At 40.1% G+C, this 18307-nt stretch carries 16 protein-coding genes and 1 riboswitch; of the genes, 14 read left to right on the top strand and 2 right to left on the bottom strand.

The window, feature by feature from the left end:
• Window positions 1–59: 59 nt before the first annotated feature.
• Window positions 60–2087, top strand: a complete 2028-nt coding sequence (locus MHZ95_RS00770) for a methyl-accepting chemotaxis protein (RefSeq protein ID WP_239388474.1) — start codon at window positions 60–62, stop codon at window positions 2085–2087.
• A 106-nt stretch (window positions 2088–2193) separates the two neighbouring features.
• Here MHZ95_RS00770 and MHZ95_RS00765 read toward each other — a convergent pair whose 3' ends face one another.
• Window positions 2194–2772 carry a TetR/AcrR family transcriptional regulator gene (locus tag MHZ95_RS00765; protein WP_239388472.1) on the bottom strand — a complete coding sequence of 193 codons (579 nt, stop codon included), beginning with the start codon at window positions 2770–2772 and terminating at the stop codon, window positions 2194–2196.
• Between the two features lie 301 nt (window positions 2773–3073).
• Between MHZ95_RS00765 and MHZ95_RS00760 the strand changes: the two genes are divergently transcribed.
• The 11 genes from MHZ95_RS00760 to MHZ95_RS00715 all read left to right on the top strand — a co-directional run bounded on the left by MHZ95_RS00760 (window position 3074) and on the right by MHZ95_RS00715 (window position 13753).
• Window positions 3074–6262 carry a bifunctional cytochrome P450/NADPH--P450 reductase gene (locus MHZ95_RS00760; RefSeq protein WP_239388470.1) on the top strand — a complete coding sequence of 1063 codons (3189 nt, stop codon included), beginning with the start codon at window positions 3074–3076 and terminating at the stop codon, window positions 6260–6262.
• Window positions 6263–6932: 670 nt separating this feature from the next.
• A complete protein-coding gene (locus MHZ95_RS00755; protein ID WP_239388468.1) occupies window positions 6933–7280 on the top strand; it encodes a short-chain dehydrogenase in 348 nt (115 codons plus the stop codon).
• Between the two features lie 271 nt (window positions 7281–7551).
• Complete coding sequence (locus MHZ95_RS00750; protein ID WP_239388466.1) at window positions 7552–7938, top strand: topoisomerase; 387 nt, start codon at window positions 7552–7554, stop codon at window positions 7936–7938.
• Window positions 7939–8373: 435 nt separating this feature from the next.
• A complete protein-coding gene (locus tag MHZ95_RS00745; RefSeq protein ID WP_239388464.1) occupies window positions 8374–9483 on the top strand; it encodes a transposase in 1110 nt (369 codons plus the stop codon).
• A gap of 747 nt (window positions 9484–10230) precedes the next feature.
• Window positions 10231–10713: a DUF2975 domain-containing protein gene (locus tag MHZ95_RS00740; RefSeq protein WP_239388462.1), complete on the top strand. Its 483-nt coding sequence runs from the start codon at window positions 10231–10233 to the stop codon at window positions 10711–10713.
• Between the two features lie 11 nt (window positions 10714–10724).
• Entirely contained in the window at window positions 10725–10940 is a 216-nt protein-coding gene (locus MHZ95_RS00735; RefSeq protein WP_239388460.1) for a helix-turn-helix domain-containing protein, read from the top strand.
• Between the two features lie 45 nt (window positions 10941–10985).
• The gene (locus tag MHZ95_RS00730; protein WP_239388458.1) at window positions 10986–12233 is read left to right on the top strand and encodes a DUF4153 domain-containing protein; all 1248 of its coding nucleotides are present in this window, start codon (window positions 10986–10988) and stop codon (window positions 12231–12233) included.
• Window positions 12234–12589: 356 nt separating this feature from the next.
• Window positions 12590–12820 carry a hypothetical protein gene (locus MHZ95_RS00725; RefSeq protein ID WP_239388456.1) on the top strand — a complete coding sequence of 77 codons (231 nt, stop codon included), beginning with the start codon at window positions 12590–12592 and terminating at the stop codon, window positions 12818–12820.
• Window positions 12817–12951 (top strand): hypothetical protein, encoded by a 135-nt coding sequence (locus tag MHZ95_RS20950; protein ID WP_370642864.1) that lies wholly within the window; start codon window positions 12817–12819, stop codon window positions 12949–12951. Before MHZ95_RS00725 ends, MHZ95_RS20950 begins: the two co-directional genes overlap by 4 nt.
• Before the next feature lie 12 nt (window positions 12952–12963).
• Entirely contained in the window at window positions 12964–13245 is a 282-nt protein-coding gene (locus MHZ95_RS00720; RefSeq protein ID WP_239388454.1) for a hypothetical protein, read from the top strand.
• Window positions 13246–13342: 97 nt separating this feature from the next.
• The gene (locus MHZ95_RS00715; RefSeq protein ID WP_239388452.1) at window positions 13343–13753 is read left to right on the top strand and encodes a DUF4275 family protein; all 411 of its coding nucleotides are present in this window, start codon (window positions 13343–13345) and stop codon (window positions 13751–13753) included.
• 542 nt (window positions 13754–14295) lie between these two features.
• On the opposite strand, the gene MHZ95_RS00710 is transcribed toward MHZ95_RS00715, so the two are convergent.
• Window positions 14296–15747: an amino acid permease gene (locus tag MHZ95_RS00710; protein ID WP_239388450.1), complete on the bottom strand. Its 1452-nt coding sequence runs from the start codon at window positions 15745–15747 to the stop codon at window positions 14296–14298.
• A gap of 100 nt (window positions 15748–15847) precedes the next feature.
• A riboswitch (Lysine riboswitch) is annotated at window positions 15848–16030 on the bottom strand.
• 352 nt (window positions 16031–16382) lie between these two features.
• Here MHZ95_RS00710 and MHZ95_RS00705 point away from each other — a divergent pair.
• The gene (locus tag MHZ95_RS00705; RefSeq protein WP_239388448.1) at window positions 16383–17159 is read left to right on the top strand and encodes a formate/nitrite transporter family protein; all 777 of its coding nucleotides are present in this window, start codon (window positions 16383–16385) and stop codon (window positions 17157–17159) included.
• A gap of 261 nt (window positions 17160–17420) precedes the next feature.
• A complete protein-coding gene (locus tag MHZ95_RS00700; protein WP_239388446.1) occupies window positions 17421–17912 on the top strand; it encodes a DinB family protein in 492 nt (163 codons plus the stop codon).
• Window positions 17913–18307 lie beyond the last annotated feature (395 nt).

Here is an 18307-nt window from a genome sequence, read left to right as displayed (position 1 = left end):
CTAGTACATATTCACTAGATTACTAGAATGAATCAGTTAGATTTTCAAGGGGTGTTTAGATGAAGCGGCAAAGTATTTCCACAAAGGTATCTCTGATTTTATTGGTTGCAATTACAGTGGTTATGGTGATTACAGCTATCGTTGTGAGCTTGGATACAAGAGAAATCATGACCCAGTACACCGAGACAGAATTATCGAGTAAAAGTAAATCTGTTGCGAATGATGTAGATAACTTTTTTATGGTAAAAGGGGCATTGGTCAACCAAATTACAGCTGACCAAACTGTGCTTCATTATCTAGAGACAGCGCTCTCGCGTGAAGAGGCTTTGACAAACGCCTATTATAACGACATGAATCAATCGCTGGAAGCAATTAAAAGCATGAATCCGGATGTGGCGATGATTTGGGTGGCAAGCGAGAAGGCAAACTTTTTGACAGGGACAGGTGATGTTCTTTCCGATCTTGATTTTGATTTGTACAGTAGGCCTTGGTATCAGCCGGTGAAGGAAGCGGAAGGTGTCTATTTTACAGAGCCGTATATGGATCAGGTATTTGGAAAAGTAATTTTAAGTGTGATGAAACAAGTTAAGGTAGATAATGAGACAGTGGGCATTGTAGCAGTCGACCTATTTCTTGATTCCTTACCTTCCATTATGGAACAGTCTAAAATAGGGCAAACAGGTTTTAGTCTACTACTGACGTCGAGTGGACAAGTGATGTATCATCCCGATAAAAGCTTGATTATGCAAGAGCCCCTTACGAGTCAAGCGGGGGATATCGGAGAGGTTGCCAAAAAGATGACCGCTGGCAAGAACGGACTGGAGACAGCGGAGATTGACGGAAAACAATACTATATTGGTTATGAGCCCGTTCAGTCCACAGGCTGGTCTGTAGCGGCAACTGTCACTGAAGATGAAGTGATTGCGCCTGTAAAAAGTATGACAACCAAACTGATCATCTATTTCCTCATTTCAGTGCTCATTTTGGTAACACTCATTTATTTTTTATTAAAACATATGTTGAAAAATATTGCCGGTATGTCCGGCATGATCAACCAAATAGCGGTGGGGGATTTGACACATCGTCTTGATATTCGCTCGAATGATGAATTAGGTCAGATGTCGAATGATCTGAATGGTATGTTAACTAATCTGAATGGGCTTATTCGGATTGTGAAAGAGACTGGTTCGCAGGTGGCTTCTTCAGCCGAACAGTTGAATGCGAGCGCGGATCAGACTGCACAGGCCGCTCAAATAGTAGCTGAGACGACTGAATCCGTATCAAATGGAGCCATGCAACAGATCGATCGGACGAGGGAGGCCACCGAAACAGTCGACCGAATGTCTGAGACACTTAACAAAGTGTCCGCAGATTCGAATGCAGTCGCAAAAAGTTCTGAAGAAGCGGTTCAAAAAGCGCAGCAGGGTGAAGAAGCGGTGGTGTCCGCAATTACCCAGATGGAAACCATCGAAGATACAGTCAATACATCGGCAGAGATGATGGAAAAGCTAGGGAAACGATCTACTGAAATCGGTCAGATTGTTGATACCATTTCCGCCATTTCCAGTCAGACCAATTTGTTAGCCTTGAATGCTTCGATTGAAGCAGCGCGTGCAGGTGAGCACGGAAAGGGCTTTGCAGTTGTCGCGAGTGAGGTCAAGAAACTTGCTGAACAGTCCCAAGAGGCAGCGGGTCATATTGGAGATTTGATCAAAGAAATTCAGACGGATACAGAGCTGACGATTCAGTCAATTAAAAACGGTACACGTGAAGTGAAAAAAGGTACGGAAGTCGTACACACAACCGGTGTTACTTTCAATGAAATCACCGCCATCGTTTCACAAGTTTCTAAGCAGATGCATGCCATATCTTCGTTCATACAGCAGCTATCCTTGGATAGTGAGCACATCGTCGGAATTATTCGGGGCGTAGATGGGCTTGCCCGTTCAACCGGCGAAGAATTTGAAAATGTGGCCGCGGCGGCTGAAGAGCAGACGGCGACACTTGAAGAAATCGCTGCAGCAAGCCAACATTTATCGAGCATGGCAACTGAACTTGAAGAAGCCATTTCTCAATTTAAAATTTAGTTTTCGTGTAGTAGGATGTAAATAGATCTTGTTAAACCCGTCATTTGTATTAAAGAATGACGGGTTTTCTGCCTTGATTAGAGAAGTAAGTTATGTCTCAACCTCTTTATACCGTTTTGTCACGTTCAGGAGAAGCCAAGATTGCGCAACAGAGCCTCGTCATTTCTTCCACTGTTTGCTGCATACCCGTTCTCACCCATTCAGTCAGAATCGAGTAAACAGCGCCACTCCAAAAACATTGTTGATAGTGTCCTTTTATATCTCCTTCCGTAACTTTTTCCTGCAGTTTTTTGTTTATCTGGTAAAGAATTGTTTCTCCGAAATTTGCTTTTAACAGAATCTGAAATGTTTCAGAAAACGGTTTTATACTATCGAACATCGTATACCAGAATTCATATAAGTTTTTGTCTGGATCATGCAAACCCATTGCTTTCGCAGTATTATTAACGACTTCTTGGACCATACTGTGGAGAACCTCTTCCTTAGAAGCATAATTTCGATAATAGGCGGTCCGGGATACGCCGGCCCGCTTGACGATTTCAGTGATAGAAATGTCATTGAAGTTTTTTTCTTTCATCAATAATACTAAAGCAGATTCAATACATTCTTTCGTGAGACGATTTGATTCGAGATTCGATAACCTAAGCACTTCCATCCGTTGCCATTCAGAATTTTCCTTGGACATTACATTCCCCCCTTTTCTGTTCAGCCCTATCTTACATTTATTGACTCATATTTAAAATGGATGTTAAAATCACATTGACGTTACAAGTGTAACGCCGAGACGATTGTAACGTCAATGATTGAGGAGTGTCAATTAAATGATCGTGAAACATTATGAAAACTTTTTCTTCTTCATACATCGGTTGAATATGGAAGCTTCTTTGAAATGCCGAAGATCGAGTAATTTGTTTTGAATGTTAGGGTATAAAGAAACTAATGAACGATAAAAGTACTTTTGAAAACTGAGAAAAAGGGGAGTTATTATGGAACCAATGATGCCTGTAGAGATCCCGCAACCGAAAACGTATGGTCCGCTGGGAAATTTACCTTTAATCGATAAAGATTCGCCAACCTTATCTTTCTGTAAAATTGCAGACGAGTACGGTCCGATTTATCGCTTCGAAGCCTTTGAAAGGTCCATACTCATGCTATCCGGACCTGATCTAGTAGCGGATGTTTGTGATGAGTCACGTTTTGACAAAGCGATTGGGCACTTACTGAAAGTCCGTGACTTTGCTGGAGATGGCCTATTCACAAGTTTAACGGAAGAACCGAACTGGAAAAAAGCGCATAGTATTCTGATGCCTTCATTTAGCTTACCAGCCATGAAAGGATACCATGGGATGATGGTAGATATTGCTGTGCAGCTTGTCCAAAAATGGGCACGGTTGAATCCGGATGAAAGCATCGATGTTCCGGAGGATATGACACGTCTGACGTTGGACACGATTGGCTTATGTGGATTTAACTATCGGTTCAATAGTTATTACAGGGAAACGCCTAATCCATTTATTGTCAGTATGGTTCGTGCGCTGGACGAAGCCATGCATTACAGCAATCGATTGCCAATTCAAAACAAATTGATGATCAAAACAAAACGTCAGTATGAGCGCGATATTCAATCTATGTTTTCCTTAGTAGATAAGATCATTGCAGATCGTAAAGCAAAGGGAAATCAGGGTGAAACCGATTTGCTCGCTCGCATGTTGGATGCGAAAGATCCCGAAACCGGAGAACAATTGGATGATGAAAATATTCGTTATCAAATCATTACATTCTTAATTGCGGGACATGAAACGACGAGCGGATTATTATCCTTTACCATTTATTATTTACTTAAAAACCCAGATATATTAAAAAAGGCTTACGAAGAAGTGGATCGAGTACTCACAAGTTCAGTTCCAACCTATGAGCAAGTATTAGAGCTGAAATATATTCGCATGATTTTAAATGAATCTTTACGTTTATGGCCGACTGCTCCTCAATTCGGTTTGTTCGCTAAGGAAGATACCATGATTGGGGGGAAATACCCGATTAAGAAAGGGGAAGGTGTTTCAGTCATTTTGCCTCAGCTTCATCGAGACAAGGAAGCGTGGGGAGAAGATGCAGAGCAATTCCGTCCCGAGCGTTTTGAAGATCCGAGCAAAATTCCCCATCATGCCTACAAGCCGTTTGGAAATGGCATGCGCGCATGTATTGGAATGCAATTTGCGCTTCATGAAGCCGCTTTGGTCCTTGGTATGATTTTGCAGCAATTTGAATTGATTGATCATATGAATTATCAATTAAAAGTAAAGCAAACATTAACGCTGAAACCGGATGAATTGAAAATACGTGTTCAATCACGAGACAAGAAAATAAACTACAGCTATGGAATTCAACCAGATGAAGACGTAAGCGCTGCCCCTCGTCAAGAAAAACAAGAGCAGAAAGCTGCCATCATGGGCGTGAATAATAGACCGTTGCTCGTTCTTTACGGTTCGAATATGGGAACGGCCGAACATGTTGCAAAAGAATTAGCAGACATCGCCCGTTTACATGGGATTCGAAGCGAAGTGGCTCCCCTCAATGATCGGCTAGGTCGATTGCCGACAGAAGGCGCCTTATTGGTGGTCACTTCTTCTTATAATGGGAAGCCGCCGAGCAATGCCATAGAGTTTGTCCAATGGTTGGAGCAGGTTGAACCAGGTGAACTGAAAGGCGTTACGTATTCCGTATTTGGTTGTGGTGACCATAACTGGGCTGCGACGTATCAAGATGTCCCGCGGTTTATTGACGAGCAACTTGCCGAAAAAGGGGCCACCCGATTTTCTACCCGTGGTGAGGCCGATGCGAGTGGAGATTTCGAAAGACAGCTCGATATATGGAAAAATCAAATGTGGACGGATGCCATGAAGACGTTTGATTTAAAAATGAACGAAAATGCGGAGAGAGAACGAAGTACATTAAATATTGAGTTTGTTAGTGGCTTTGAAGAGACGCCACTCGCTCAATCATACGATGCAGTTCACGTGAAGGTTGCAGGAAACAATGAACTGCAACAATCTGGTAGCGAACGAAGCACACGGCATATCGAGGTGCAGTTGCCGGAGGAAGTGACGTATCAGGAAGGCGATCACCTTGGCGTCTTTCCGAGTAATAGTGAAACGAATGTCCACCGTATTTTACAGCGCTTTGGTTTAAATGGAAACGATCAAGTCGTTTTGACAGCAAGCGGCGTCAGTGCGTCCCATCTGCCTTTAGAACGGCCTGTATCCCTTTCTGAGCTTCTCAGCCATAGTGTTGAGGTACAGGAACCTGCCACTCGCGCTCAGATACGAGAAGTGGCCGCTTTTACGGTCTGTCCTCCGCATAAACGTGAATTGGAAGCTTTATTGGAAGAGGGAACATACGAGGAACAGCTATTGAAGAAACGGATTACGATGCTGGATCTTCTGGAAAAATACGAAGCGTGTGAAATGCCATTTGAGCGGTTTTTGGAGCTTTTACCACCACTTAAACCTAGATATTATTCGATCTCAAGCTCCCCTCGGGTAGATGCAGAACGCGCCAGTATTACGGTAGGGGTTGTCCGTGGTCCCGCTTGGAGTGGACAAGGTGAATATCATGGGGTTGCCTCCAATTTCTTGGCTGAACGTCAGCCTGGTGAGGAGCTCGTGACATTTGTACGTACACCAGCCTCCGGATTTCAACTCCCTGAAAATCCTGAGACGCCAATCATTATGGTTGGACCGGGTACAGGAGTCGCGCCGTTCCGCGGTTTCCTGCAAGCCCGCAACGTCATGAAGCGGGAAGGGAAGACACTAGGCGAAGCCCATCTGTATTTTGGATGCAGAAATGAAGCGGATTTTATTTACCGTGAAGAGTTGGAGCAATACGAAAAAGACGGAGTGGTTACGCTCCATACAGCCTTTTCCCGCAAGGAGGGCATGTCGAAAACATATGTACAAGCCTTAATGGCCCAGGATGCCGAAGCATTAATCCGCATGCTCGATCAGGGAGGACGGCTTTATGTGTGTGGAGATGGCAGCAAGATGGCACCGGAAGTGGAAGAAACCTTGAAAAAAGCCTATCAATCAGTGCACGGAGCAAGCGAACAGGAAGCGCAAGACTGGATGAGAAAACTTCAAGAAGACGGAACTTATGCAAAGGATGTTTGGGCAGGTATTTAATCAATATAATGCTTCTTAAGCAAACGTCTGCTTTGCTGGAACAAGGTTTGAAAAGAAAAGTCGATTCCATTAACTTACACGATGGAGTCGACTTTTTTTGTTGTCATTTATTTTTATGCCAAGATATGTATCACTCCTGTTTTTTTTAAATAGTATTGACTTCCTGGTTCAACTAAAGGATGGATTTGACACTGGTAAGAATCGGAAATTATGATAAACTGTCTTGGAAGACATAGGAAATTTATTAGTTGAACAGTGTTTTTTAACTTGTGTCCAACCATCGGGTCATTTTGTGGAAGGGAGGTAAAAAAGCAATGTATTTTTAAATCACGGGAATTGTATTTATTGTTATGGCAGGATTTATATATACTTTGGAACGCGGATTCTCTTTGCTTTCTACGAGTATAGTTCGGGCAGGATTTTTCTCTGGACAAATAAATGGTGGGGTCCCGGACGTTGAAACTAATGGTTTCTTTGATAATTTGTTTGTTCCAGCATTCTTAATTCTTGGGATAATATTATTAATTTATGGTTTTAGTAAATCCGGGAAAAATTAAATAATATAACAAACGGATGCGTTACTTGTGAGCTACTTAGACGGTTCTTTTTCTTGAGTGAACTAAGGGGAGTTTAACTAAATAACAGAATCTCATATGAGAGGAAGATGATCATGCCTTGTGTACACGAATTTGGAATCCTAAAAGACTTAGACAAACAGAAAAATTACATTAATTATGAACCAGAAAAGTACAACTGTATTTCCGTTGATGATGATATTATCAATAGCTTAAATCCACATTTAGCTATCATGAAGACTTACTTTCATTCCTATAATCGCCCTGAATATGGTCTAGCTTATTGGGGAATTACAATTATTCCACCTAAATCATTATCACTATTTTATGAGGTTGTCACGTCTTCAGCAGATTTTAAAAAATGTGTTGAACTTAATGAACTGGCTACAAAAATTATACAAGCAAAAGGTGAAAAGAAATATATGATCCATTTTGGGATCTAAACCTTTGTTTTTGTGTTCTTATTCAGCTAACGAAGTGTTTTAAATTCAATAACAGGCCTATCAATAGATGGTCTTTTTTTATGCTTTTATCGAATGTAACTTAATACATATTCTGTTCTATGATACAGCTGATTCATCTTTAACTAACGAAGCACTTTAGTTTAATAAGATTATGTTTCATTTTGGAACTTTTACCAATGGATGCCGTCAAACTTACGGATGGAGAATTGTTGTGGAATGTGCACATTATTTTTGAAAGGGGAATTTAGAAATGATGAAACAAGCTATAATTTCAGGAGTTGTATTTAGTTCAATTTTATTGGTTGGATGTAATGGAAACGAGAGCGAAGAACCGGTTCAAGTATTAGAAAGTGAACAAGACGTGGTAGAAAGTGAACAGGAAAAATTATTATCCGAATTACGAGATGAAATAATAGTATCTATTACAGAACAAACGGCAATTGAGGCAGATTCAATAGCAATAATGTTAGGCGGTAATGTTAAAGAACTTTCTGTATCAGTAAGTTTCCCTAAGAATGTAAAAGTTGATGATACGTTGATCCAACAAGTAGTTGAAGATTCTATAAAGAAAGTTTCTGAAACAGACAACGTAACAATTAGCGAAGAAAATATAACAATAAAAATTGAGAAATACTAACGGAGAAGTTCTTAAAGGATACAATCAACCTTAAAAGCACCGTTGCTCTATAAGATTGTGAAAAAATGTACTTAAACAAACGAGTGCTTTACTTCAATTAGGGGTTAAGCACCCTCTTTTTTAACTAAAGGTTGGTTGAAGAGTGTTGGATAATAAATGGATATCTTGAGTTTGAAAATCACATGTTGGTACAGGGAGGATTGTATGTGGAGTTTTAGCACTTTTAACAGCCCTCGAAAGAAGTCTCTCACTTCAAGCGCGTGAAGGGCATAGCCCAGCCGTAAGTGGGAGATGAATTTCGGTTAGGCGTAGCTTAAAGTTCGCTTTGCGGAAACGTATGTTCTATAATGATGGTAGTTTAGAAGACTGAAAATTCCACTTGTAAATTATCAGTCTTTCCATGGAGAACTATTTTCGGAAGTGAGGTGATTGGAGATGACCCACAAAGCTTATAAATTCCGTATCTACCCGACAGAAGAACAGGAAATCCTACTGGCAAAAACGTTCGGTTGTGTCCGATTTGTCTACAATAAGATGTTAGCGGAAAAAAAAGAGGCCTATGAACGTCTGAAAGACAATAAAGCCCTATTAAAGCAGCAAAAGTTTCCCACACCCGCCAAATATAAAGAGGAATTCGAATGGCTCAAAGAAGTCGATTCATTGGCACTGGCGAATGCACAATTGAATCTCCAAGAAGGTTATCGAAATTTCTTCGGGGGACGAGCGAAGTATCCGCGATTCAAAAATCGGAAGTCCAGGCAATCCTATACAACCAATATGGTGAACGGAAATATCAAGCTCGTGGATGGCTATCTCAAATTACCAAAACTCAAACCGATGAAAATGAAGCAACATCGGGAAATCCCGTCCCATCACACAATCAAATCCTGTACAATTTCCAAAACAACAACTGGGAAGTATTATGTGTCCATTTTGACAGGATGCGAACAGAAAACAAAACCCAAAGAACTAAAAAGTGTCGTCGGTCTGGATTTTTCCATGAGCGGCTTATTTGTCGACAGTGAAAAGGGTGAGATAGCCAATTACCCCCGTTATTATCGACAAGCGCTCGAAAAACTTGCGAAAGCACAACAGATTTTGTCCCGCAGGAAAAAAGGATCCAATCGTTGGGAAAAACAACGATTGAAGGTGGCGAAATTGCATGAAAAAGTGGCGAATCAACGAAACGATTTTCTCCACAAACAATCCCATGCATTGACGCAACAATACGATGCCATTGTCATTGAGGATTTTGACATGAAAGGGATGTCCAAATCGCTGAACTTTGGTAAAAGTGTCATGGACGCGGCTTGGGGGAGATTCACAAAATTCCTCAAATACAAACTGGAAAACCAAGGGAAGAAGCTCATCAAGATTGATAAATGGTTCCCATCCTCCAAAACCTGTTCACGTTGTAGGCTCGTAAAAAAAGCATTATCCCTTTCCGAACGAACTTTCCAATGTGCATGCGGTTTCGTATTGGACCGAGATTGGAACGCTGCCATCAATATCAAAATGGAAGGACTTCGTACCTTGGAAGAATGAATAAGAGAGCATGGTTCAGGCTCGCTCGCTAAGTCCATTTTGTGCCAATAGGCGCAATTACCTTAGAAGCTCCCACCTCTAAGCATCGCGTAGGTGGGGGTAGTTCACAGACAAACGTTACTGGATACTTTTGATTCTAGCTATAATAATCTTGGTCTTATTCACTGTTTTTACCCCTAATTATATTCTTGAAAAACTTACATTTCACCATTTTCAATACTTATATCTACCGCTTTATTCTGGTCGACATACCACCTTTGGAAATATTTTGGTGATAAAAAGAAGAGGAATAATACGGATGACAGTTGCGATTTATAACTTGCTTGTTCAATAAGCGTCTCTGTTTTATTAATCTCCCATGAGTGTTTCCCGTAAGCGAGCGACATTCTGTCATGCACCGTGGTCGTTGAAGTCAGACTAACCTGTGGGCTCTCTGGCAGCATAGTTTATCGACCTTCCTCTCGCAGCCGTAGTATCCAATATCCGTTCTACACACATTTTCATCCACTGTAGTGTAGCGCTGATTATGCGCTACACGCATGGCTGACGGGGGAGGTTAGCTGTACAATTTACAAATTTAATGGTTTAAAGTTATAGAGCATGTCTCTTGAATGAGAAATGCTTTTTATTTTTGTTTAAAAACAAAAAACAACAATAAAAATGTTATCCAATTTAATAAATATTTATTGCAAAACGATAAATTATGTATTAAAATCAAAATCAGAATAAAAAAGTGAGGTGCTTTTTATGGGAAAAGTAACAACGTTGTTTTTAAAAATAGCTGTTATTCTTTTGGGAGTCCCAGTTCTTGCTCTGTGCATCTTTTTGGTGCCTGAAATGGCGAATCTTGCAGCAAAATTGCTTCCGGAGTTTGCTTTTATAAAATATCTTGTTTTCATCGTTTTTGATGCATCGGCGATACCTTATTATTTTGCATTGTATAAGGCTTTCAACCTTTTAAGCTATATTGACAAGAATATAGCTTTCTCCGATTTATCTGTAAAGGCTTTAAAGAAAATCAAATACTGTGCCATCACAATCAGTATTTTGCATGTGCTAGTTTGGCCGCTCTTCTATATCTTTGCGGAAGCAGACGACGCACCAGGAGTTATCTTTGTCGGATTGGTTGTCCCTTTTGCTTCGATGGTTATCGCAGTCTTTGCGGCTGTTCTCCAAAAACTTTTACAAGAAGCAATTAATATCAAATCAGAAAATGATTTAACGGTCTGAGGTGAATAACAATGGCAATTATAATCAATATTGATGTGATGTTAGCAAAAAGGAAAATGAGCGTAACAGAACTTTCTGAGAAGGTTGGAATAACAATGGCGAACCTTTCTATATTGAAAAATGGAAAGGCAAAAGCGATTCGATTATCCACTTTAGAGGCAATTTGTAAGGCTTTAGAATGTCAGCCAGGAGATATTTTAGAATACAAAAGTGACGAAGGCAGGTGAACATTGTGAAGGAAAGTAATATAACGATTATTAGGGGGGATAACTATGGACATTACCGATTTGATTACTGAAAATATTGCTAACCCTCATGAGCTGGAGAGGATGTATAGAAAAGATCCGAAAGCTTTTAAAAAATCATTCTTACACGCATGGGAACAAAATCCTGATTCTCATGTTCTTGGTGTTTGGTATGAAAGATTGCATTTCAAGGAGACGGCAAATCCAGAAAAATCTTCCTTGCTTCAAAAAGGTTTCTTATTCATGGGCATTTTAGCCATTCTGGCCGGGATAAGCACCAGGATTATTTTCCATTTTGTCGAACAGGAAGCAATTGCTCCAATTAACCTGGCTTTTGGTATACTTCCCTTTATTGCTGCCTATTTTGTTTACAATAATACTCCGAAGAAAAGTGTTATTTATTCCCTTGTAGCGATGTTCCTAATTTCCGGGTTTTATCTTAATTGGCTACCATTAAATGATAAAGACAGTATTATCCTTGCTTATTTACACCTTCCCATATTCCTATGGGTATTGGTAGGGCTCGCATTTACTGGGAACGCATATTCAGAAGGCAGTATACGATTAGCCTATATTAAATTTAATTTGGAATATTGTATTCTCTACGCCAGCCTGGCAGTTAGTGGAATGGTACTAGCAGCATTAACCATGCAGTTATTTAGCTTTGTTGGCTTGGATATAGAAGACTTCTATTTTAGTAATGTTGTTTTATTTGGTGCTGCCGCCCTCGCTATTGTGGCTGCATACCTGGTATCAATGAATCTTAAACTTGCTAAGAATATTACACCATATATAGCAAAAATTTTTGGTCCTCTTGTCCTGGTCACATTGTTGGTCTATCTTATAACGGTTATATGGGTCGGAAAAAATCCATTCTTGGACCGAAATTTCCTAATAGTCTTCAACGGAATACTCTTTGGTGTATTGGCCGTTACCATATTTTCCATTACCGAGAGCGACTCAGACGAGAAGAAGAACATTTCAGATTATATAAATTTCTCCTTAATCGTTCTTGCGCTTATCATTGACAGTGTGGCTTTGTCAGCCATCGTGTTCAGACTTTCTTCTTATGGGATTACGCCTAATAGACTTGCTGTTTTAGGAGTAAACATACTTATCTGGGCAAATCTAATTTGGATCATGCTCTCCTATATGCGTTTTCTACAGAACAAATCCGGCCCTTCAACTATCCAAGATGCCGTTACTAAGTATTTGCCGGTCTACGGACTTTGGGCAGCTTTCGTTACATTTACTTTTCCTATAATTTTTAATTAGAACGATTATGTTACTGTAACGAAAAGCTAATCTTCTATAACGTATAAAATTCTTAGAGCCGATATTATGCAGCTTTTTATACAAAGTTGCATAGATTGGCTTATTTTCATTACTAAAGGCAAAAAGGGCGAGATTGCTGAATAAGCTTCACGTTTCTTCTTCAACTACCATGAAAATTAATAAATGCTCAAAATCGATAAAATTGCATAACAAAAGAGCCTCAGAAATAGTTTTTTAAAAAAGGCTGAGCCTTCAGAATGATTGTATTCAGTTGATAGTAAAATCAGGAACCGACTCAATTCTTCTTAGAATAAAGGCAGGCTGTGCAATAACCAGAGTAGGATTAATCTCCCGAGATGACTTGGTTTTGGGTAAATACCTATAGTGATGACCAATTAAAAACATTAAAACAAGAGGCGAAAGACCACGATTGGTCTTCCACTTTTATTAGAGAGAATGAAGCCCTAGGATTTTCTACAAATTCTCCTGTTTTTTCAACTCTTAAATTGGATAATGAATATGAAGACATTTTATATTTTTTACAAACAAGTTTTTTTCATGACACCAGAACGCCTATGATATTATGAAAGACATAAATATAGATGACTTGGAAATATTAGGTATTGTCATTTATGGTACAAAGGATGAAATAGCAGATATCATCAAAAAACCTTTTATTAAAGCTTCTTCGCTGGGTGGTATCATCGATAATTATTAAGGGGACTTTTAAATGCAAAAGATGATTAGTACCAGGGATATGGATTGGAAACAGTGGAATTTAAGAATTCCATTAGTTGTATTCCTTTTTGGAGTAACAGCAGCTTTGTATCAGTCGTTTCCTAACTTATTTTTAGTTGAAAGTAGTTTCTTTGTGAGTGCCCAATATATAGGAGGGATTGTTCTTCTGTTCATGTTGTTTGAAAAAATAGGTTTGAATCAAATGAAGATACATTTTGCATGCGGAATTTTAATAATATTGACTGGTTTATTGATGGATAGAATCTTTATTTGATAATAATAGAAAACAGGACCAGTTAGTATCCTTAGTAAAAGAAAACGATTTACCCTAGAAGATTAAGAATAAGACGGTATCAAGGAGAACAAGTGAGATGAACTTTAGAAAAGAATTGCAGGTTTTAGCAATCCCCAAATGGGGTGGATATTTACGTAAGTCGTGGGAAAATATATTCACAGATCATTTATCAACAGAACAAAAAGAGGAAATTTACTTAGACTCTTTTTTATGGCATCTATGTAGTTGGGAAGCTGTAAATTGCACTATTAAAGGAGAAGCCATTGAACTTTTCAATCAACAGAAAAAGGATAAATGTACAATTTTTTATCAGTATATAGATGAAGCATATTTAGTGGAAAATGCTAAAAGTTTGGGGATTCAAGATTTACCGTATGATCGGTTGCATATGTTTTATGGTGATATTTATGTAATGGATTGGGAACTAAAATGGACATTTATGATGACACACGAAGAAGAATGTGGACCTTATTTTATTAGTCGTTAATATTAAAAAGGGTGTAAAAATAATATCTTTGTAGTTGTGTTTCAGTTAAATTAACGGCTGCTGTTGTTGAATAATCGGCTACCTTTTACAGGGCAGCTTTTTCATGTAGCCAAAGATCAGGTTTTGCAATAAAGTGATGAAACGATTTGGAGGTGTTTGCATGGATAATCTAAACTTTATGGGAACAGGGAATTGGTTAGGGATACTTTCCTTGATATTGATTGTACTTTGCTTTTATTTCAGCCTATCTTTCTTCCAATACTTAAAATTAGGCGACGAACGGCTTATTAAACAGTCTAAATTCGCAGCGGTCTTTTGTCTTGCACTGAGTTTGTTAATACCTGCAATATTTAATTTTTATGTCTATTATCAAATGATGAAATAATACTGTCTTTTCATTTTAGATTTGCTATTACCGAATGCGGGTGTTTAAGAAGTGCCTCTGTTCTTTGGTACTTTAAGATAAATTTTCACAGAACAATATACAGCAAAAAAAGCCAGTTGCTAGGACATGTTCCCTCGTCCTAGCAACTGGCTCGTTTTTATTCTTTATCAAAATCGCAGTCTTTCAACGGAATCAATTTCGTTTTAAATTTCACTTTATAGACCAGCCAGACAATGAGGAAAAGGGGTAATCCGATGTAGGAAACGAGTGCGCCGTTCCAATCGATTTCACCGCCTATGAAGGCTTGGAAGTTTTGTCCTAAAATGATAAATGTACAAAGGACCAATGCCAGTAACGGACCGAGCGGGAAGAATCTTGCCCGGTACGGGAGGTCGTCGATATTGCCGCCTTGCGCGACGTAGGCTCTGCGGAAACGGTAATGGCTGATAGCGATGCCGAGCCATGTGACGAATCCGGCCATTCCAGAAGCGTTTAGCAGCCAGACATAGACGGTGCCGTCCCCGAAGAACGTGGATAGAAATGCAAGGGAGCCGACAAGCGTCGTAGCGATTAATGCATTAACCGGCACGCCTCTTTTATCCAATTTGCCAAGGAATTTAGGTGCTTTGCCATCCCGCGCCAAGTCCCAAAGCATACGTGTAGATGCATACATACCAGAGTTACCTGCCGACAAGACCGCCGTTAAGATAATAGCGTTCATGACGGAAGCCGCAAATGCGAATCCGGCCCGTTCGAAAACGAGTGTGAAAGGGCTGACAGAAACAGACTCACTGAGTAAACGTGGATCTGTATAAGGTAAAATCATCCCGATGACGAAAATCGATAAGATGTAAAAAAGAAGGATACGCCAGAAAACGGTGCTGACCGCTTTCGGGATTGTTTTACCTGGATCTTTACTTTCTCCGGCGGCAACGCCTAGTAACTCTGTTCCTTGGAAAGAGAAGCCCGCTGCCATGAAGATCCCTAAAATTGCAAAGAAGCCGCCATTGAATGGTGCATCTTCAATCGTGAAGTTAGTAAAGCCGATCGCTTCGCCGCCCATGATGCCAAAAATCATCAAGAAACCGATGATGATAAAGATGATGACGGTGATCACTTTAATGAGTGAAAACCAGAACTCCGCCTCACCAAACCCTTTGACGGACATATAGTTGAAGCCAAACATTAGTAGAAGAGCAATGGCACTCCAAATGTAGGAAGGGCTATCCGGGAACCAAAATTTCATAATGAGGACAACCGCAGCAAGTTCAGCTGCAATCGTAATGGCCCAGTTATACCAATAGTTCCAGCCGATTGCAAAACCGAATGCCGGATCGACGAATTTTGTGGCATACACTTTGAATGAGCCGGCGACAGGCATATAAGCCGCCATTTCTGCAAGACTTGTCATTAAAAAATAAACCATAATACCGACAGCCGCATAGGCGAGCAATGCGCCGCCAGGTCCCGCTGTATGGATCGCGCCACCGCTCGCGAGGAAAATCCCCGTTCCGATTGATCCCCCTAGTGAGATCATCGTTAAATGACGTGCTTTCAGCGACCTTTTCAACTGTGGTGCGTTGGATGATGATGGTGATGTTTTTGCCAAATTATATTCTCCTTTATTTGACGGAAGGTTGCTGGCTTAGGCATATAAAAAAGCCGACGAAAAAGATCGACGGCTGGTTGTCATAAGTCCGAATAATCCTTCCGAAGATAGTTCTCCACGTTGTTCGAAAAACGTGACAATGATGTTCCTATTCGAAAACATCACCAGCCCGGATGGTCAATGAACGATCCACACTTCGGCAACTCATCCTTTCAAACGGAGTCGACGATGTCATTGCATCTCGTCCGATCTACTCTTATAAGTTGCGGCCTCTATCCCATCAGTGCATGGGAGTATTGAATTAACAATATTAGTATAGGGAATGCAAATGGATTAGGCAAGGGTAAAGCCCTTTGTCTTTTCCTTCGCAATTTTCACTATTAAAGGAAAAGAAACCTTGCTCTATGAAAATAGGGAGATAGAACAGAGCGTGTCACGGATTGCACCGAATGGAATAAAGAATCTAGCACTTGTTTCTGTCGACCTATCAGTTTTGTTAGTTGGCATATTTCACTAAAAAGACATGAAGCACAGCATAATGAAGGGCCGTGATTCTCTGTGAGGTTGTATAATCATGACGGATTGCGATTCTACTATAGGTTGGACAAGCGAAGGCTAGCTGGAGGGGAAAAAGAATGAAAGCAACAATTGGTGTTTTAGGTGATACAGCCATTTCAAAAGTAAAGCAGTACCGTACAAGTAAAAGGAACTATTTCATATTGACAATGATGGGAGGTTTTTTTGTCGGATTTGGAATCATTCTCATTTTTACGGTGGGCGGCTTGCTCGGTCCCACTGGTTTTGCGGGAACAAAAATAATCATGGGACTCACATTCGGGATCGCCTTAAGCCTGGTTTTAATGGCGGGTGCCGATTTGTTTACGAGTAATAATATGATCATGATGATTGGCACATTGGCGAAGAAAACGACTTGGCTTGAAACGATCCAAATTTGGATTTTCAGCTATATTGGCAACTTTGCTGGCGCCGTGCTTATTGCGGCACTTTTTTTCTATACAGGGCTTGCCACGGGAGGGACGGCGGATTTTCTGAACATGGTGGCAGCCGACAAGATGAATGCCCCATTTATGGAGTTGTTGTTTAGGGGGATTCTGTGCAATATTCTCGTCTGTTTGGCCGTTTGGTGCTCCTTCAAATTGAAGGAAGAAACCGCGAAGTTGATCGTCATTTTTTGGTGTTTATTCGCCTTTATCACATCTGGTTTCGAGCATAGTATCGCAAACATGACCTTGCTTTCCATTTCACTAATGGTCCCGCATCCTGAAACCATTACACTGTCTGGACTGGCAGCAAACTTGGTGCCAGTCACAATCGGTAATGTGATCGGTGGCGCTATATTTATCGGAGCAGGTTATTGGTTCGGAAATACGGAAAAGAAAAAAGGAATCTAACATTGTCAAATATGAGGATCACTTTTTCAAACTGAAGCGCATTCTATACACATAGAAGAAAGATAGCCACACTTAAAATGATTCGAAATTATTTTACGAGAATAACTCTTTTTTTTATGTGAAAAATCACTTGCGAAAACTAACAAAAGCTACTATTGTAAGGAAGGCAAATTTGATTCGAGCCAATTTCCTCAGCTTATTTGGTCAAAATGCATCATCTCCATAAAATTTTTAGAGGATATCAAAGGAGAAATCTAGGCGATGTTTGAGAAAAATAATCGTATCCGAAAAAAAGTATATCAATCCATTGATGGGTTAACAGATGAACAGTTCAACCAGATTCCTTCAAACGGAGGGTGGTCACCAAAACAAATATTCGAACATCTGGTTCGAATGGAAACGCTGATTGCCAAGAAGGTCGCTGAAGAACTGAAAAACCCCAATAGCCCGAAATCCTCAAAGAAACCACTTGTGTTTACGTCGGGCCGTTTGTTGAAAGTGGATGAGCCGGCGGATACCGTGCCGACGGAAGGGTACAAATCGATCATTGAGATGAAGAATGAACTCTATGAATCACGTCTCTTCCTATTAGATGTCTTTGAGTCGACAACAATGGATGTCCTTTGTGAGAAATCATTCAAACACCCTCATTTGGGGCACGTTCCTTTGATCCAATGGTTTTTGTTTGTCGGATTGCATGAAAAATGGCACTTGAAACAATTGAAAAAAACACTTGAAATGAATGCAAAGTGAGAACTTATCGGACACCTTCTTCCTGCGTGATAGCGAGCCGCTTGGGAAGAAGGTGTTTTTTCCTTCAGATTTCGGAAATGGGAAGATCGTCGAGTGCTTAATAGGGAAGCGACAGGCAGGAAATGTAGTCCTTATGCAACTAACACAACTCTCTATATGTTGAATTTTCTGTGGTTTCAGCAAGAAGGATGGAAATGCGCTTAATTTATTTTGTTCAAAGTATACAAATGATTGTACAAGGATGCTGCTATTGCGGAAAATATTATGCACTGTATATAGCGAGGGTTTTTTCATTTTGTTCAATAGACATAAAGACCTGCCGGGTAAAACTATGTATAATAACAATTGTTACGGAAGAAAATGTTTTCGATAGGATAAAAAAGTTGAGCTACTGT

Source organism: Sporosarcina sp. ACRSM (genome assembly GCF_022346545.1).
Lineage (GTDB): Bacteria > Bacillota > Bacilli > Bacillales_A > Planococcaceae > Sporosarcina.
This window is presented reverse-complemented; position numbering and strand designations above follow the sequence as displayed.